15 protein-coding genes are annotated in these 15365 nt (G+C 61.2%); 5 read left to right on the forward strand and 10 right to left on the reverse strand.

Annotated features, from left to right (window positions below):
- Positions 1 to 20: 20 nt before the first annotated feature.
- The gene (locus tag CE636_RS02925) at positions 21 to 623 is read right to left on the reverse strand and encodes an HAD-IB family hydrolase (protein ID WP_017900283.1); all 603 of its coding nucleotides are present in this window, start codon (positions 621 to 623) and stop codon (positions 21 to 23) included.
- Between the two features lie 153 nt (positions 624 to 776).
- On the opposite strand from CE636_RS02925, the gene CE636_RS02930 reads away from it, so the two are divergent.
- Entirely contained in the window at positions 777 to 1355 is a 579-nt protein-coding gene (locus CE636_RS02930) for a TetR/AcrR family transcriptional regulator (protein WP_017900282.1), read from the forward strand.
- On the opposite strand, the gene CE636_RS02935 is transcribed toward CE636_RS02930, so the two are convergent.
- Positions 1331 to 2431: an iron-containing redox enzyme family protein gene (locus CE636_RS02935; RefSeq protein ID WP_017900281.1), complete on the reverse strand. Its 1101-nt coding sequence runs from the start codon at positions 2429 to 2431 to the stop codon at positions 1331 to 1333. The genes CE636_RS02930 and CE636_RS02935 overlap by 25 nt on opposite strands.
- Before the next feature lie 202 nt (positions 2432 to 2633).
- Here CE636_RS02935 and CE636_RS02940 point away from each other — a divergent pair, with 202 nt between their 5' ends.
- Positions 2634 to 3548, forward strand: coding sequence for a DMT family transporter (locus tag CE636_RS02940; RefSeq protein ID WP_017900280.1), 915 nt, complete (start codon positions 2634 to 2636; stop codon positions 3546 to 3548).
- Between the two features lie 39 nt (positions 3549 to 3587).
- On the opposite strand, the gene CE636_RS02945 is transcribed toward CE636_RS02940, so the two are convergent.
- Entirely contained in the window at positions 3588 to 4820 is a 1233-nt protein-coding gene (locus CE636_RS02945; protein WP_004205848.1) for an MFS transporter, read from the reverse strand.
- 276 nt (positions 4821 to 5096) lie between these two features.
- Between CE636_RS02945 and CE636_RS02950 the strand changes: the two genes are divergently transcribed.
- Both CE636_RS02950 and CE636_RS02955 read left to right on the forward strand, forming a co-directional pair.
- Positions 5097 to 6704 (forward strand): FAD-NAD(P)-binding protein, encoded by a 1608-nt coding sequence (locus CE636_RS02950; protein ID WP_004205843.1) that lies wholly within the window; start codon positions 5097 to 5099, stop codon positions 6702 to 6704.
- Positions 6705 to 6811: 107 nt separating this feature from the next.
- Complete coding sequence (locus tag CE636_RS02955) at positions 6812 to 7912, forward strand: NADH:flavin oxidoreductase/NADH oxidase (RefSeq protein WP_017900279.1); 1101 nt, start codon at positions 6812 to 6814, stop codon at positions 7910 to 7912.
- A gap of 229 nt (positions 7913 to 8141) precedes the next feature.
- Here CE636_RS02955 and CE636_RS02960 read toward each other — a convergent pair whose 3' ends face one another.
- Together CE636_RS02960 and CE636_RS02965 are read right to left on the reverse strand one after the other, a co-directional pair.
- Positions 8142 to 8630, reverse strand: coding sequence for a hypothetical protein (locus CE636_RS02960; RefSeq protein ID WP_004205841.1), 489 nt, complete (start codon positions 8628 to 8630; stop codon positions 8142 to 8144).
- Positions 8631 to 8718: 88 nt separating this feature from the next.
- Positions 8719 to 9624, reverse strand: coding sequence for a LysR family transcriptional regulator (locus CE636_RS02965; protein WP_164852379.1), 906 nt, complete (start codon positions 9622 to 9624; stop codon positions 8719 to 8721).
- A gap of 174 nt (positions 9625 to 9798) precedes the next feature.
- Here CE636_RS02965 and CE636_RS02970 point away from each other — a divergent pair, with 174 nt between their 5' ends.
- Positions 9799 to 10776: an NAD(P)H-dependent flavin oxidoreductase gene (locus CE636_RS02970; protein WP_017900276.1), complete on the forward strand. Its 978-nt coding sequence runs from the start codon at positions 9799 to 9801 to the stop codon at positions 10774 to 10776.
- Between the two features lie 32 nt (positions 10777 to 10808).
- On the opposite strand, the gene hpxK is transcribed toward CE636_RS02970, so the two are convergent.
- The 5 genes from hpxK to CE636_RS02995 are packed head-to-tail and all read right to left on the reverse strand — an operon-like array spanning position 10809 to position 15361.
- A complete protein-coding gene (gene hpxK / locus CE636_RS02975) occupies positions 10809 to 12068 on the reverse strand; it encodes an allantoate amidohydrolase (protein ID WP_017900275.1) in 1260 nt (419 codons plus the stop codon).
- The gene (locus tag CE636_RS02980) at positions 12065 to 13306 is read right to left on the reverse strand and encodes a pyridoxal-phosphate-dependent aminotransferase family protein (protein WP_004205834.1); all 1242 of its coding nucleotides are present in this window, start codon (positions 13304 to 13306) and stop codon (positions 12065 to 12067) included. Before CE636_RS02980 ends, hpxK begins: the two co-directional genes overlap by 4 nt.
- A 15-nt stretch (positions 13307 to 13321) precedes the next feature.
- A complete protein-coding gene (locus tag CE636_RS02985; RefSeq protein WP_002905293.1) occupies positions 13322 to 14059 on the reverse strand; it encodes an amino acid ABC transporter ATP-binding protein in 738 nt (245 codons plus the stop codon).
- Positions 14040 to 14696, reverse strand: coding sequence for an amino acid ABC transporter permease (locus CE636_RS02990; protein ID WP_002905295.1), 657 nt, complete (start codon positions 14694 to 14696; stop codon positions 14040 to 14042). The genes CE636_RS02985 and CE636_RS02990 overlap by 20 nt, the downstream gene beginning before the upstream one ends.
- On the reverse strand, positions 14696 to 15361 hold the full coding sequence (locus tag CE636_RS02995) for an amino acid ABC transporter permease (protein WP_017900274.1): 666 nt from the start codon (positions 15359 to 15361) through the stop codon (positions 14696 to 14698). The genes CE636_RS02990 and CE636_RS02995 overlap by 1 nt, the downstream gene beginning before the upstream one ends.
- Between the last annotated feature and the right edge of the window lie 4 nt (positions 15362 to 15365).

Consider the following 15365-nt stretch of genomic DNA (forward strand, 5'->3'; position numbering starts at 1 on the left):
GTAGCCTGGCGCTGCCAGGCTCATGGCGGAGCCTCATCCCAGCGATAGATTTTGGTGGTGGCCAGCGCCAGCATGGCGAAATCTTCCGGCGTATCGCCGTAGGCGAAGATCTCCTCGTAATCGGCCAGGGAGTAGTTCGCCAGGATACGCGCCTTTTTGGCCAGGCCGCTGCAGTCTCCCCCCTGATACTTTCCGGTCGCTGCCCCGTTTTGAAATTCCACTTCGCTGCACAGCAGCTCAAGATTATGCTGCTGGCACCACGGTCGAAGATAGACATCCAGCGAGGCTGAAACCACCACCACGGTGTCCCCTCGCGCCTGATGCCAGGCTATGCGCTGCATCGCGTTCTCCCGCAGTGTATGGGGAATAAATACCTGGCTATGATCGTTCCCGCGCTGCAGGATCTCAGGTTGCGATTTCCCGGCAAAAGCATAATGAAATACTTTTTGCCGGATGGCAGAGGCGGAAAGCCAGCCCATTTTCCAGGCGAGAATATACGGCAACAGCCGCAATTTGCCCTGACGAATGGCTTTCGCATCGAGGGACTGATAAATAAAAGGGGTAAACGTATCTTCGTGGGTGATCGTGCCATCGAAGTCAAAAAAGGCAATGTTCTTCTTCATTCTTGTAACCTTATACAGACACACCGGCGCCGCAAAGGTGCGGCTGATTTACTTTTTCCCCGCCTGGCGGCAATATTCGGCATAATGCACCGCTGTCGCAGGACGGCCGTGTCTCCGGCCGTCGTGACAGCGAACCAGTCGACAGGAAAACGCATGAAGCCAAAACAAGCGGACATTCTCCGCCACGCCAGCGCGCTGTTTAATCGCGAAGGATATCAGTCCCCCAGCATCGAGCGGATTGCTGAGCATGCCGGCATCTCCAAAATGACCTTCTACCGCTACTATGCCGATAAAGAGGCGCTCATTCTGGCTATCCTCCGGCAAAAAGAGAGCGAGTTTATGCAGGATCTGACGCAGATCACCGCGGATAATGCCACCGCGCGGGAGAAGCTGTTCGCCGTGTTCGACTACTATCAGTGCTGGTTGACCTGCGAAACGTTCCACGGCTGCATGTTCACCCGCGCGCTGTTCGAATATGGCGCGTCATCGCCGGCGATCCGGGAGCAGTGCTCCCGGTTCAAGTCGCGCCTGTGGCAGTTTTTCCGCGATATCCTGACTCTGGTATTAAAACCAGAGCCTGCCGAACGGGTCGCTATGATGATGGTGATGCTCATCGATGGCGCCATCGCCGCCCAGCAGGCCGAGTCCGCCGAATGCCGGGAGATCCCGCCGGGGATCACCGCCTGGAGCGCGGCCAAAGCGCTTATTTACTCAGAAGGCGGTACGCTGTGAGATGATGCGCTGCCGTCCAGCGACTGCAGCGCCGCCAGCAGGCCATCATAGTAATCGTTGCAGGTTTGCAGGCGCAGCGCGGCGCCAAAGTAGACCTCCTCCATCGCCGCCGGATGTTTTTTGCCAATCGGCATAATGACATTATTCAGCCAACCGTCCGCATGGCCGATATCGACCGTGATATGTTCGGCATAGTAATGCACGTCGCGATCGGAAAGCCCAATCCGCCGACAGCCCGCCACCAGTTTTTCATACTGCGGCGGGTCGAGCAGTTCGGTCATCGCCATCACCCCCAGTGATTTGTAGTAATGCTGACGATTTACGCCGCCGACCATAAAGGCGTTATACCCGGCCAGCCCCTGCCACTCGTACAGATGGGCGAAATGATTGTCCGGTAAGGCGATATTCCGCCGCTTCAGTAAATCCTTATACAGATTGACGTGGGTGATCTCAGTGCTGCCCTGACCTATCTCATCCCACAGATTCTGCGCAATCTCGGCGCGGGTTTCCGGCAACGAGCCCACCAGCCCCATCGCCACCAGATCGAAGAAAAGCAGATTCAGCGCGCTGTCGCTTTTGAAGAAATAGTCGATCTGCGCGGCGGAGGCCTCGCTGGCAAGGAAATCGAACAGCGGATGATGAGACGCCGGGTGCTGCTGGCATAGAGCGCGCAGTTCGTCGACGATATTGCCGGCATTGAGCACCGGTCTCTGGCGGTGGAAACGTTTGCTTTCCGCCCGCAGCCACTCAGACTCAATGTAATTTCGGATCCCGGAGAGCAGCGGATGAAACTGATTGGCAGCCGCCGGCGAGAGCGGGTCGGCAAGCCAGGACTGATAGAGGATGAACAGCGCATGGTGCGCGCGCTTTTTGGCCTGCGGGTCGTCAGCGGAGAAGGCGCGGATGCAGGTATTCTCAGTCAGATGCCAGGCTCTGTCGGCGACCTGCGGATTGGCCGTCAACTTCAGCGACAGCGCGTTACTGTGCAGAAGCTGGTCAATTAACTCATCCAGCGCCAGCCTGGCCATCACCGCGGTTTGGTCACGACCAATGACCCCATTGTCGGTATTACGCATGAATTTATCCCTGTGAAATGCATGGCTACTATACGGTATAGTACCGCTCACAATGCGGCAACGTAAATTTCATTCATATTACTAACATTCTGTTTGTTAAAGAATTTAAACAAAACAAACAAAAACCACTAAAATATTATTGATATTATAAAAATAATAACGTTACCATCCAGTACAGTGACAAACGACACAAGGAATCACTATGCCCTATCTGTTACTGACGCTGGCCGCCCTGTTCTGGGGGGGGAATTACGTTGTCGGTCACGTGCTGGTTCAGGGCGTGGATCCGATCCTGATGACCGAAGCGCGCTGGGCGCTGACGGCGCTGCTGCTGGGCCTGCTCTACCGCCGGCAGATTGCCGACAGTCGTCACCTGCTGCAGGAAAACGCCCCGGCGGTGCTGGTGCTCACCCTGTGCGGTCAGGTCAGTTTCCCGCTCACGCTCTATATCGGTCTGCAAACTACCTCCGCCCTCAACGCCGCCATCTATATGTCCGCCACGCCGAGCATGGTGCTGCTGATTAACCGGCTGATTTTTCGCGACCCGGTATCGGCCCGCAACTGGCTGGGGGTGGTCTTCAGCACTCTTGGCGTGATGATCCTCTTATTCCAGGGGAATCCGCTGCATGCCGCCTCGCTGCATACTTTTTCCGTCGGCGATTTGTGGGCGATGGGTTCGGCGCTGAGCTGGGCGCTCTATTGTTCGCTGTTACGTCTGAAGGACCGCCGCATCCCGGCGAATGGCTTTGTCGCCGTCAGCTCGCTGCTCGGCGCCCTGCTCCTGCTACCAATCGTCGCCTTCTGGCTGATGCGCCACCCGGCGCAGGACTGGACCGCCTGGCGCGAGCCGTTTTTCCTTAGCGGTCTGGCTTATCTGGTGATTTTCCCGTCGTGGCTGGCCTATCTTTTCTGGAATAAAGGTATCGCTACGATTGGCGCCACGCGGGGGGAAATTTACACCCATATCATCCCGCTCTCCGGCGGGGTGTTGAGCATCCTCTTCCTGCATACCCAGCCCCATGCCTGGCACCTGTTCAGCGCGCTGTTCATTATGCTGGGGATTGGCATCTGCTCGCTGGAGAAACGCCAGGCGGCGACGGTTCGCCTGCGCGGTTAGCTTGTCTGCCGGGCGTCTGACAACGCCCGGCGTCAGCACTTAACGGCTGGTGGAGAGCGGCTGGTGAGGCGCCGTCCCGGCGGGTTGCGTCATCCGGCCCTCACGGCCAAAGAAGGTCAGAATGGTAATGACGATCGCCACCGTCCCGGCCACCAGGGCCATCGCCAGGCCGTAGTTATGCCCGTGGTGCTGGGCAATGGAGGCCTGCAGGGTGGCATTCACCGAGGCCAGCAGATTCCCCAGCTGATAGACGAAGCCGGGCAGCACTGCCCGGGTGTTGGCCGGAACCAGTTCGTTGAGCCAGGTAGGGATCACCCCCCAGGCGCCCTGCACCATAAACTGCATCAGAAACGCCCCGGCCCCCAGCGCCAGCGAGCCGCTGGCGAATGCCCACAGCGGGATCACCGGCAGCGCCAGCAGGGCGGCGCTCATAATCGCTTTGCGCCGGCCAATCTTCTCCGACAGCGAGCCGAAGAAAACCCCGCCGATGATCGAGGCGATGTTGTAGCACACCGCGATAATGCTAACCGTTTTAGGCTCGAAGCCGTGCTGGACTTTCAAAAAGACCGGGTAGAGATCCTGCGTCCCGTGGGAGAAGAAGTTAAAGGCCGCCATCAGCACCACCAGGTACAGGCACAGCTTCCAGTGGCTACGCAACACCGGCAGCAGAGCCGTGCTCGCTTTACTCTGCCGTGCCGCCAGCCAGACCGGGGACTCCTCGACGCAGAAATAGATAAACGGCAACAGCAGCACCGGGGCGGCGCCAATGACAAACATCCCGCGCCAGCCGAGCTGAGTAAACAACAGCCCGTAGGCCACGGCCGCCAGCAGATAGCCGAAGGGATACCCCGCCTGGAACAGACCGGACATCAGGCCGCGCGAGCGGTCAGGGATCGTCTCCATCGCCAGCGACGAAGCCACGCCCCAGATCCCGCCCATCGCCACGCCGTACAGTACCCGCAGCAGAAAAAACAGCATCAACGACGGCGCCGCGGCGGAGAGCAGCTCAAAGGCGGAGAAGAAAACGATGTTGAGCATCAGGATCGGTTTGCGGCCAAACTTTTCCGCCGCCCTGCCGAAGATCAGCGCGCCGACAGGCCGCACGGCCAGGGTCAGCAGAATCGCCAGGGTGACCTCTTCAAGGTCGACGTGAAACGAGTGGGCGATATCGCTCAGTAAAAAAACCAACAGGAAAAAGTCGAAAGCATCGAGCGTCCAGCTTAAAAAACTGGCGATCGCCGCGTTGCGCTGTCGTGAAGTCCAGCCGTGCATCTTGTCATCCCTATCCCGACGGCGTTGCCGGGAGCTTGCGCGGCGTCCGGCAGAGCAGGCTGGTGCCACCGCTTGTGTAAATTGTTTGTATAGAAAGTTGCTCTTTTGTTAATTACACCCCTTTTCCAGCCGCCGGCAAGTTTATTAGCACGCTAATTTGTTTCAAATTGCGTGCGACGGCCCACCGGTTCGCTAATTTTCGACCAGAATTAAGGACAGGCTGGCTTCAGTGCACTGCCCCAGATGCCGCATCCACCCACAGGAAGGGAGAGAATCATGAAGAGAATCGCCATCGTCGGCGCCGGGCCGACGGGGATTTACACCTTGTATGAACTGGTGAAGCGTGGTGAGCCGCTATCGATCGCGCTGTTCGAAAAAGAGGCGCAGGCCGGGGTGGGTATGCCCTATAGCGACGATAATACCGCGGCGCAGATGCTGGCCAATATTGCCAGCATTGAGATCCCCCCTATTGACCTGACCTATCTGCAATGGCTGCAGCAGCAGAGCGACGACTGGCTGGCGGCGCGCGGTCTTGAACGGCAGGCTCTGCATGAGCGCCAGTTTCTGCCGCGGGTGATCCTCGGCGAGTACTACCGCGACCGCTTTCTATATCTTGTGCAACGGGCCAGAGACGCCGGCTTCGTGGTGAGCGTCTGCGAGTCCTGTGAGGTCACAGATATTGCGGTGCAGCCCGTCGGGATCGCCATCCACACCGACGGCGCGGCACAGCCGGTAATGGTCGATCTGGTGGTGATTGCCACCGGCCATTTGTGGCCTGAAGAAGAACGCGCCAGCCGGCAGTACTTCCCCAGTCCGTGGACCGGCCTGATGGAGGCCCGCATCGCCCCCTGTCGGGTCGGGATCCTCGGGACCTCCTTAAGCGCGATTGATGCCGCCGTGGCGGTGGTGGCCCGCCACGGCGTTTTCCATACTGAGCATGACAAAACCACCCATTTTTCCCTGCATCCCGGCAGCGACGCGCTGGAGATCACGCTGATGTCACGCAACGGCGTGCTGCCGGAGGCCGATTTTTACTGCCCGATCCCGTGGGAGCCGCTGGAGATCGCCACCCCCGCCGCCCTTGAGGCGGCCGTCGCTGAGGGCAGCGACGGCCTGCTGGATCGGGTGTTCCAGCTGATCGTCCATGAGCTGGAATATGCCGCCCCGGCCTGGTGCGAGGCGACGGGGCTGCGCCAGCTGACGCCTGACAGCATCGCCGACGCCTGGTTTGCTGACCGTCTCACCCATGACCCGTTCCAGTGGGCGCAGCACAATCTGCAGGAGGTGGAGCGCAATAAGCGTGAGCGCCACACGGTGCCCTGGCGCTATGCCATTCTCCGCCTGCACGAGGCGATTGAAACCGTGGTGCCACAGCTCAACGACGAGGACAGCCGTCGCTTCCGTCAGGGGCTCGCCCGCGTGTTTATTGATAACTACGCCGCGATCCCGCCGGAGTCCATTCGCCGGCTGCTGGCTCTGCACCGGGCGGGCATTCTGCGAATTGTGGCGCTGGGTGAGGATTACGAGCTGCAGCGCGAGTCTGACCGGACGCTGATTGTCCATCATCAGCAGCGCTGTGAATTCGATGTCTTTATCGATGCCCGCGGACAGAAAGCATTGAAAACCCGTGATCTGCCCTTTCCTTCACTGCGCCAGCAGCTGCTGGCCTGCGGCGACGCTATTCCTGACGTTGGCGATGACTACACGCTGCAGGCGCCGGAGGCCGTGCGCGGCCGGGTCGCCTTCGGCGCTCTTCCCTGGCTGATGCACGATCGCCCCTTTGTCCAGGGGCTGACGGCCAGCGCCGAGATTGGCAGCGCAATGGCCCGCGCGGTCTCCCAGCAGGCAACTGGCCGGCGGCGTCGTCTCTGGTTTATCGAATAGCAGGACGTTTAAACGCAATATCCGAATAAAGGGGGGCCAGCAGGCGTGCTATAAACAGTGGCTGTTCGCCCCCGTGCAAGACCACGTCTAACATTTACGAGGTACTCATGAGTCATCTTTTTAGCGCGACGCGTATTGGTCAGTTGACGCTGGATAACCGTATCGTTATCGCCCCCATGTGTCAGTATTCTGCCGACGAGGGGAAGGCAACCTCCTGGCACCGGATCCATCTCGGGCAGCTGGCGTTCTCCGGCGCCGGCCTGTTAATTCTGGAAGCCACGGCAGTAGAGCCGGCGGGACGTATCTCGCCTGGGGATCTGGGGCTGTGGGATGATGAAACCGAAAACGCCCTGCGTGCCGTGGTGGAGGATATCCGGGCCTGGTCACCGATCCGTCTGGGGATCCAGCTGGGGCATGCCGGGCGCAAGGCCTCCTGCGCGGCCCCCTGGCAGGGTGGCCATCAGCTGGCGCTCAACCAGGGCGGCTGGCAGACCGTCGCCCCCTCCGCGGTGGCGTTTCACGACGGCGACCGCGCCCCGGCCGAGCTGAGCCATGCCGATCTGGCACGCATCAAAGCGGCCTTTGTCGCCAGCGCGTTGCGCGCCCAACGCCTGGGCTTTGAGCTGATTGAGCTGCACGCCGCTCACGGCTATCTGCTGCACCAGTTTCTTTCACCGCTCAGCAATCAGCGCCGTGACGAGTATGGCGGTTCGCTGGAAAACCGAATGCGCTATCCGCTGGAAGTGTTTAAGGCAATCCGCGAGGCGGTGGGCAACGCCATGGCGGTGGGCGTCAGGTTGTCGGCTACCGACTGGGTTGAAGGTGGTTGGGACGGCGAGCAGTCCATTCAGTTCAGCCAGCAGCTGGAAGCGCTGGGCAGCGACTATATCCATGTCTCCAGCGGCGGTTTGTCGCCGCTGCAGGCCATCACCGTCGGGCCGGGCTACCAGTTGCCTTTCGCCCGCGACATTCGCGAGCAGGTAGCCATCCCGGTGATTGGCGTAGGGCTGATCACCGACCCGCAGCAGGCGGAAGCGGCGCTGGAGAATGGCGATGCCGACCTGATCGCCCTCGCCCGCGCCGTGCTCTACGATCCGCACTGGCCATGGCACGCTGCCGCCAGCCTCGGCGCCCAGGTTCGCGTTCCTTCGCAATATCTGCGCTCCGAGCCACACGGCCTGAAAGGCACCCTGCTGCCAAACCGTTGAACCCGCGGCGGGCATAAAAAAGGGGTATCGTAAGATACCCCTCAGCAGGATGTTATTGCGGTCCATATGCCGGGCGGCGTCGCCTTGCCCGGCCTACAAAAGGGTGATGCCCGGTCATTGCGCAGCCAACCCGCCCCCTGCGTAGGCCCGCGCAAGCGCAGCGCCGCCGGGCAATCTATCAGGCTCCGCTCCCTATATTTCCGGGCGACGGCCCGGCAAACACCGCGAGTTACTGCTGGGCGGGCGGTGGCGTGGTGTTCTGTTTATCCTTCGCAATACTGTCCTGAATGGCTTTGGTTTTGCTCGCCGCTTCCGCCGAAAGCTGATTGGCATCACCGATGGCGTTGTCTTTAATCTGACCCGCCTCTTTGACTATGCGGTCACTTTCCTGCTTTGCGTTCTGCTTCACCGCATCGGCCTGGGCTTTCGCCTGCTGGGCGATGGCATCCGCTTTCTTGTCCGCCTCCGCCTTGATGGCGCTGGCCTGATCCTTCAGACGATCGGCCTCGGCGTCGGCCTGGCTTTTCAGCGTATCAATTTGCTTATCCGCATCCTGCTTAATCGCCTGGGCTTTGTCCGCCGCGGCATCCTTCATCTGCTCCGCATTATCTTTGGCCTTATCCAGTTTGTTATCCACTTTCGACGCATCGTCGCAGCCAAACAGGGTCAGGCACAGGGCGGAAGCAAGCAGTGTTTTATTCCAGAGTTTCATCAGCATTCCCTTACAGGTTGAGTCATTATCCAGCCTTGTGATTTATTGCCTTAATAGCATTCACATTTTATATATAAACGCTCAGCCAGCAGAGTCAAGGCGACACCGGTCGATCCAGCGTCGCCACCAGCCCCTGCAGCCACTCGGCAAAAACCCGCACCTTATGCGAGAGATGCCGGTGCGGATAGAGCAGCGACAGTGGCCGACGCGGCGCCGGGAAGTCCGGCAGAATTTCTACCAGCTCCCCACTGTCGATATAGGGTTGTAGAAAGAATCGCATTCCCTGCAGCATGCCCAGCCCTGCCAGCCCGGCGGCGGTAAAAACTTCTGAGTTGTCCAGCACCAGTTTACCGGGGATAGCGATCTGCCTGATGCCCTCCGGGGTCTGGAATCGCCAGGGCATAATTTGTCGGCTGCTGCTGTTTACCCAGTTTACCGCCAGGTGCGACTGCAGTTCCTCCAGCGTGGCGGGCGCTCCATAGCGAGACAGATACGCAGGACTCGCGCAGGTGGTTAACGCCACCTCCCCCAGCGAACGCGCCACATAGTCGCCATCCTCAAGATCCCCCACCCGCAGCAGGCAATCCAGACCATCGCGCAGCATATCCCGGCGTACGTCGGAGCTGCTGAGGACAATCTCCACCTCCGGATGGGCCTGATAAAAATCCGGCAGATGCGGGATCACCAGCAGCCGGGCAAAGGCGATCGGCATATCAACGCGCAGCTGACCGCGGATCGGCCGGTCAGGCGCGAACGACTCCAGCAGATCGTCGGCCTGGGAGAGCAACGGTTTGCTGCGACGATAAAACTCTTCCCCCTCCGGCGTAAGATACAGACGCCTGGTGGTGCGCTGCAGCAGCCGGACCCCGCTCTCCCGCTCCAGCTGCTGCAGCGCTTTGGTCACCGCCGGCCGGTGGATCTGCAAATTTTCCGCCGCCTGGGCAAAGCTACCGGCGTCGACGATTTCAATAAAGATTTTAATATTTTCAAACAGATTCATCTGCATAACGGCTCGCTCCCCGTCTCTTCGCCTGCCTCAATTATTACCAATTTAATAACAGTGATGAAAGTTTTTGCTCATTTTTTAAAACAATAAAGGCGCCTACACTGCCCTCATTGCCGCATCGCTGGGGCGAAGAAATTGATAACTCATTAACGTACAAGGAAAAATATCATGCAAACTAACCGTGTGGCCCGCATTTTGGGTATTGAAAAACCGGTAGTCCAGGGCCCGCTCTCCTGGCTGACCGATGCTCGTCTGGTGGCGGCCGTCGGCAACGCCGGTGGTCTCGGGGTGCTGGGCCCGAACGCCGGCCTGACGGCGGCAACCGCCGTCTCCACGCCGGAGGCGACGGCAGAGAAAATGCGCGAAGAGATCCGCAAAACCAAACAGCTGACCGAGAAACCCTTTGGCGTCAACCTGATCCCGACGGCGGAAAACGACATCTGGACGCCGGCGATCCTGCCGGTGATCAAAGAGGAAGGCGTTAAGGTGGTGGTCTACACCGGCTACGGAGACGGTTCGTTAAAACCGGCGCTGTTCGATGAGCTGAAAACCGCCGGGATCACCATTATCTACCGCGATATTAACCCGACGCCGGAGAACAGCCGTCGCGCGGAGCAGGCCGGAGCGGACATCATCGTCGCCACCGGCTTTGACGAAGGCGGCACGCTGCCGGCTACCGCAATGGGGACCTTCACTATCGTCCCGCTGATCGTTGACGCTGTTCAGCGGGTTCCGGTGATGGCCGCGGGGGGCATCACCGACGCCCGGGGAGCGCGCGCTGCTCACGCCCTCGGCGCGGAAGGCGTCTTCGCCGGTTCGGTATTCATCAGCACCGTCGAAAGTCGCGTTCCCGACTCGGTGAAAGCGAAAATTCTCGCCGCCAACGGCCTGGATCTGCGGCTGTTTCGTACGCTGCCGGACTACTACCGCGCCCTGCCTGGCAAACTGAGCGACAAGCTGGTGGCCATGGACCGGGCCGGAGCCTCAAAGGCCGAGCTGGCCCAGGCGATGGGCGGTCTGCGCGGAATGCGGCTGGGCATGCTGGAGGGGAATACCGATGAGGGGTATATCTCGCTGGGGGCGGGGATCGGCAACATCCATGCCATCGCCTCCGTCGCCGAGGTAGTCAACCAGCTGGCGGTGTGAAGCCGCCAGCCGGGGCACGGTAACCGGCGCGATCAGGCGTCAGCTACCTTCTCTACCGCCCGGGAGAACGCGTCGATAGCCAGCCCGACGTCGGCGGCGGTGACCGACTCCGCCGGGTGATGGCTGACGCCCCCCAGGCAGCGCACAAACAGCATGGCCGATGGCCAGCGCTCGGCGATGGCGATGGCGTCATGCCCTGCGCCGCTCGGCAGCGTCAGTGAACGCCCCTGCACCGCCGTCACCGCCTCGCTCAGAACCGCCTGCAGTTGACTGTCGCAGGCGGTGGCGGCGATACGGTAATACTCCTCGGCGGTGAAGCTCAGCTGGCGGCGCCCGGCAATGGCCTTCGCCTGCGCCAGCAGCTCTTCCAGCAGCGCCGCAAGCGGTGCATCCTGCGGGCCGCGAATATCCAGCGTCAGCTGCACCTCGCCCGGAATCACATTCACCGCGCCCGGCGCACAGCGCAGGGTGCCGACCGTCGCCACCAGGTTGCCGCCGCGCTGCCGGGTCAGGCATTCCACCTGCACCATCCATTCCGCCGCCGCGGCGAGCGCGTCCTTACGATGGAGCATCGGCACCGTGCCGGCATGGCCGGCTTCGCCGGTAAAGCGGCAGGTCAGGCGGCGGGCGCCGTTAATCGCCTCCACCACGCCGAGCGCCAGACCCGCCTGCTCCAGGCACGGCCCCTGCTCGATATGCAGTTCGAGATAGGCGGCGATATCCTGCGGGTTGCGGGCGGCATGGGCGATCCGCGCCGGATCGAGTCCGGCATTCACCAGCGCCTGGGCGACGCTCACCCCGTCGGCATCGCACTGCGACAGCCAGCTTTCGGGCCAGGTGCCGGTGACGCCGCGGCTACCCAACAGGGTGATGCCGAAGCGGGTACCCTCTTCATCGCCAAAGCCGACGATCTCGATAGCCTTCGCCAGCCGTCGCCCCTGCTGGTGCAGACGCTGAACCACCTCAATCGCCGCCAGTACGCCGAGCATGCCGTCGTAGCGCCCGGCGTTGCGCACGGTGTCGAGATGAGAGCCCAGCAGCACCGCCGGCGCGCCCTCCTGCACGCCTTCATAGCGACCGCAGATATTACCGACGCTGTCCTGCCACACCATCATGCCGGCGGCCTGCATCCACTGGCCCACCAGCTGGTTGGCCTGCAGATGCTCCGGCGACAGATAGACCCGGGTCAGGGCGTCGGCGGTTTCGCTGAGGGCGGCCAGCTGGTCGGCGCGCGCCATCACCCGGCTGGCGGCCGCCTCTCTCTCCGCCTGCTGGCGGACGGTATCACTCATAGGGTGGCCTCGGTGCGGTAGTGATCCCAGGCCGCCTGCATCGCCGCGCCCTGGGTGGTGGTGAACTTGAGGTAGTTCAGGACCGCCTCCAGCGCGCTGAGGGTCTGCATCACACAGTCTTTACGCGCGTTATAGCCCATGGTGCCAATGCGCCAGACTTTACCGTGCAGCGGGCCGAACGAGGTGCCAATCTCAATGCCGAAATCTTCCAGCATCAGCTTACGCACCTGATCGCCGTTGATCCCGTTGGGGATCACCACCCCCAGCACGTTATTCATTTTGTGCCGCAGGTCGCCAAAGGTCTCGAGCCCCATCGCCTGGATCCCTTTCAGCAGCGCATCGCCGTGCAGCTTGTGGCGGGCGATGCCGTTGTCGAGTCCCTCCTGAAGGATCAGGCGCGCGCACTCCCGGGCGGCGAACAGCGCTGAGGTCGCTTCGGTATGGTGGTTCAGGCGCTCCGGCCCCCAGTAATCCATCACCATGCCGAGATCGAAATAGTTGGAGTAGATCATCTCGTCGACGCCATCGTGGTGGGCATCGGTGCGGATCCCCTGCTCAATGCAGCGGCGGCGGCGGATGACCTCTTCCATCCGTGGGCTGAGGGTGATGGGCGAGGTGCCGGAGGGGCCGCCTAGGCACTTCTGCATCCCGGCGGACACCGCGTCCAGCTGCCAGGCGTCGGTTTCCAGCGGGTTGCCGCCGAGCGACGCGGTGGCGTCGGTATAGAACAGCACGTCGTGGCGACGACAAATCTCTCCCAGCTCCGCCAGCGGCTGCAGCATGGTGGTCGAAGTATCGCCCTGCACGGTGAGCAGCAGGCGCGGGCGCACGCGCTTGATCGCGTCTTCAACCTGGTCCGGGGTAAAGACTTCCCCCCACGGCACCTCGATGGTGTGTACTTCTGCCCGGCAGCGGCGCGCAATCTCGCACAGCAGATGACCAAACCGGCCGAACACCGGCACCAGCACCTTGTCACCCGGCCGGATCGCCGACACCAGAATCGCTTCGATACCGGCGCGGGAGGTGCCGTCCACCAGCATCGTCCAGCGGTTTTCGGTGCGAAATACGCCGCGGTACAGCGCCATCACTTCATTCATGTAGTGGGTCATCGCCGGATCGTACTGACCCACCAGCTGGCTCGCCATGGCCCGCAGCACGCGCGGGTCGGCGTTGATCGGCCCCGGTCCCATCAGCAGGCGCTGCGGCGGGTTAATTTGCGAAAACTGAGTGATATCCATCTGCCATTCCTTACGTTAGTTAAGACCGCGCACCGAGGAGATAAACTGTTTCAGTTCGGTTGTCTGCGGACTGGCGAACAGCGTTTTGCTGTCGCCCTGCTCCCAGACGCGCCCCTGATGCATAAACACCACGCGGTCGCCCACTTCGCGGGCAAAATTCATTTCATGGGTGACGAGGATCAGCGTCATGCCTTCCGCCGCCAGCTGCTCCAGCACCTTCAGCACTTCGCCCACCAGTTCCGGGTCAAGCGCCGAAGTGATTTCGTCACAGAGTAAAACTTTTGGCGACATCGCCAACGCCCGGGCGATGGCCACGCGCTGCTGCTGGCCGCCGGAGAGGTTGGCTGGATAGTAATCCAGACGATCGCCAAGACCGACCTTCTCCAGCATCCGCTGCGCCAGCTCGCGACATTCGGCCTGAGACTTCTTCAGCACCCGCCGCGGGGCCAGCATGACGTTCTCCAGCGCCGTCATGTGCGGAAAGAGATTGAAGTTCTGAAACACCATGCCGATGGAGCGGCTGATCTCCCGGGCCTGGGAATCGCGGTCGGTGATGGTCATGCCCCCGAGCTTGATGCTCCCCTCCTGGTACCCCTCCAGACCATTGATGCAGCGCAGCAGGGTGCTTTTGCCCGAGCCGCTGCGGCCGATAATCGAGATCACTTCCCCCATGTCGATATCCAGATCGACGCCCTTCAGCACATGGTTGTCGCCGTAGTACTTCTGCATCTGATTAATGGTGATGAGAGGCATTGAATTTGTTCTCCAGATAACGGCTGTAGCGGGACAGCGGATAGCACAGAATGAAATAGCCCAGCGCCACCAGGGCAAACACTTTAAACGGCTGGTAAGTGACGTTGGTCAGCATGGTTCCTGCCTTGGTCAGCTCCACAAAGCCGATAATCGATGCCAGCGCCGTGCCTTTGATCACCTGCACGGCGAACCCCACCGTTGGCGCGATGGCGATGCGCAGCGCCTGCGGCGCCACCACCCGGTACAGGGTCTGGCCGAAGCTCAGCCCGAGACAGCGCGAGGCTTCCCACTGGCCTTTCGGCAGCGCGCGAATGCTGCCGAACCAGATATCCAGCAGAAAGGCGCTGGTATAAAGCGTCAGAGCCACCGACGCCGCGGTCCATGCCGAGACGTCGATGCCGAACAGCGCCACGCCGAAAAATGCCAGAAACAGCTGCATCAGCAGCGGCGTCCCCTGAAACAGTTCGACGTAGCCGCGGATCAGCCGTTTCACCTGCCGTCCGCCGGTCAGGCGCAGCAGCAGCAGCGGTAAGGTCACCAGCGCCCCGCCGGTGAACGCGACCAGCGACAGCAGCACCGTCCAGCGACCGGCCAGCAGCAGGTTGCGGATAATGTCCCAGTCGGTAAAGGTGGTCATCATGCCTGCACCCCCAGCCATTTACGCCCCGCCGCCATCAGCAGCTGGCGCATCGCTATCGATAACGCTAAGTAGATCCCGGTGGTCACCAGATAGACCTCAAAGCTCAAAAACGTCCGCGACTGGATCAGGTTGGCGGCGAAGGTCAGCTCCTCATAGGAGACCTGCGACACCACCGACGAGCCGAGCATCACGATGATGCACTGGCTAACCAGCGCCGGATAAATCCGCTGCAGCGCCGGGGGCAGCACCACGCGAACGAAAGTTTGCGTCCGGCTGAGCCCGAGCACGCGTCCGGCCTCCCACTGGCCTTTCGGCGTCACCTGGATGCCGGCGCGCACGATCTCGGTGCTGTAAGCCCCAAGGTTAACCACCATCGCCAGCAGCGCCGCTTCGCCGGCGGTCATCTTCAGTCCCAGGTTCGGTAAACCAAAAACGATAAAAAAGAGCTGCACCACGAACGGCGTGTTACGGATGATTTCCACATATCCGCCCCAGATCCGGCTGAGGATGCCCGGGCGGCCGCTGCGGATTGCCGCCCCGAGGATCCCAATCGCCAGTCCGCCGATCGTCGCCAGCACCGTCAGCTGCACCGTCACCCACAGACCGGCCAGCAGCTCCGGCCAGTGCGGCCAGAGCTCAGAAAAATGAAGTTGCTCCGTCATCCAC

It is taken from the genome of Klebsiella sp. LY (assembly GCF_004010915.1).
In the GTDB taxonomy this organism is placed as follows: Bacteria; Pseudomonadota; Gammaproteobacteria; order Enterobacterales; family Enterobacteriaceae; genus Klebsiella; species Klebsiella quasipneumoniae.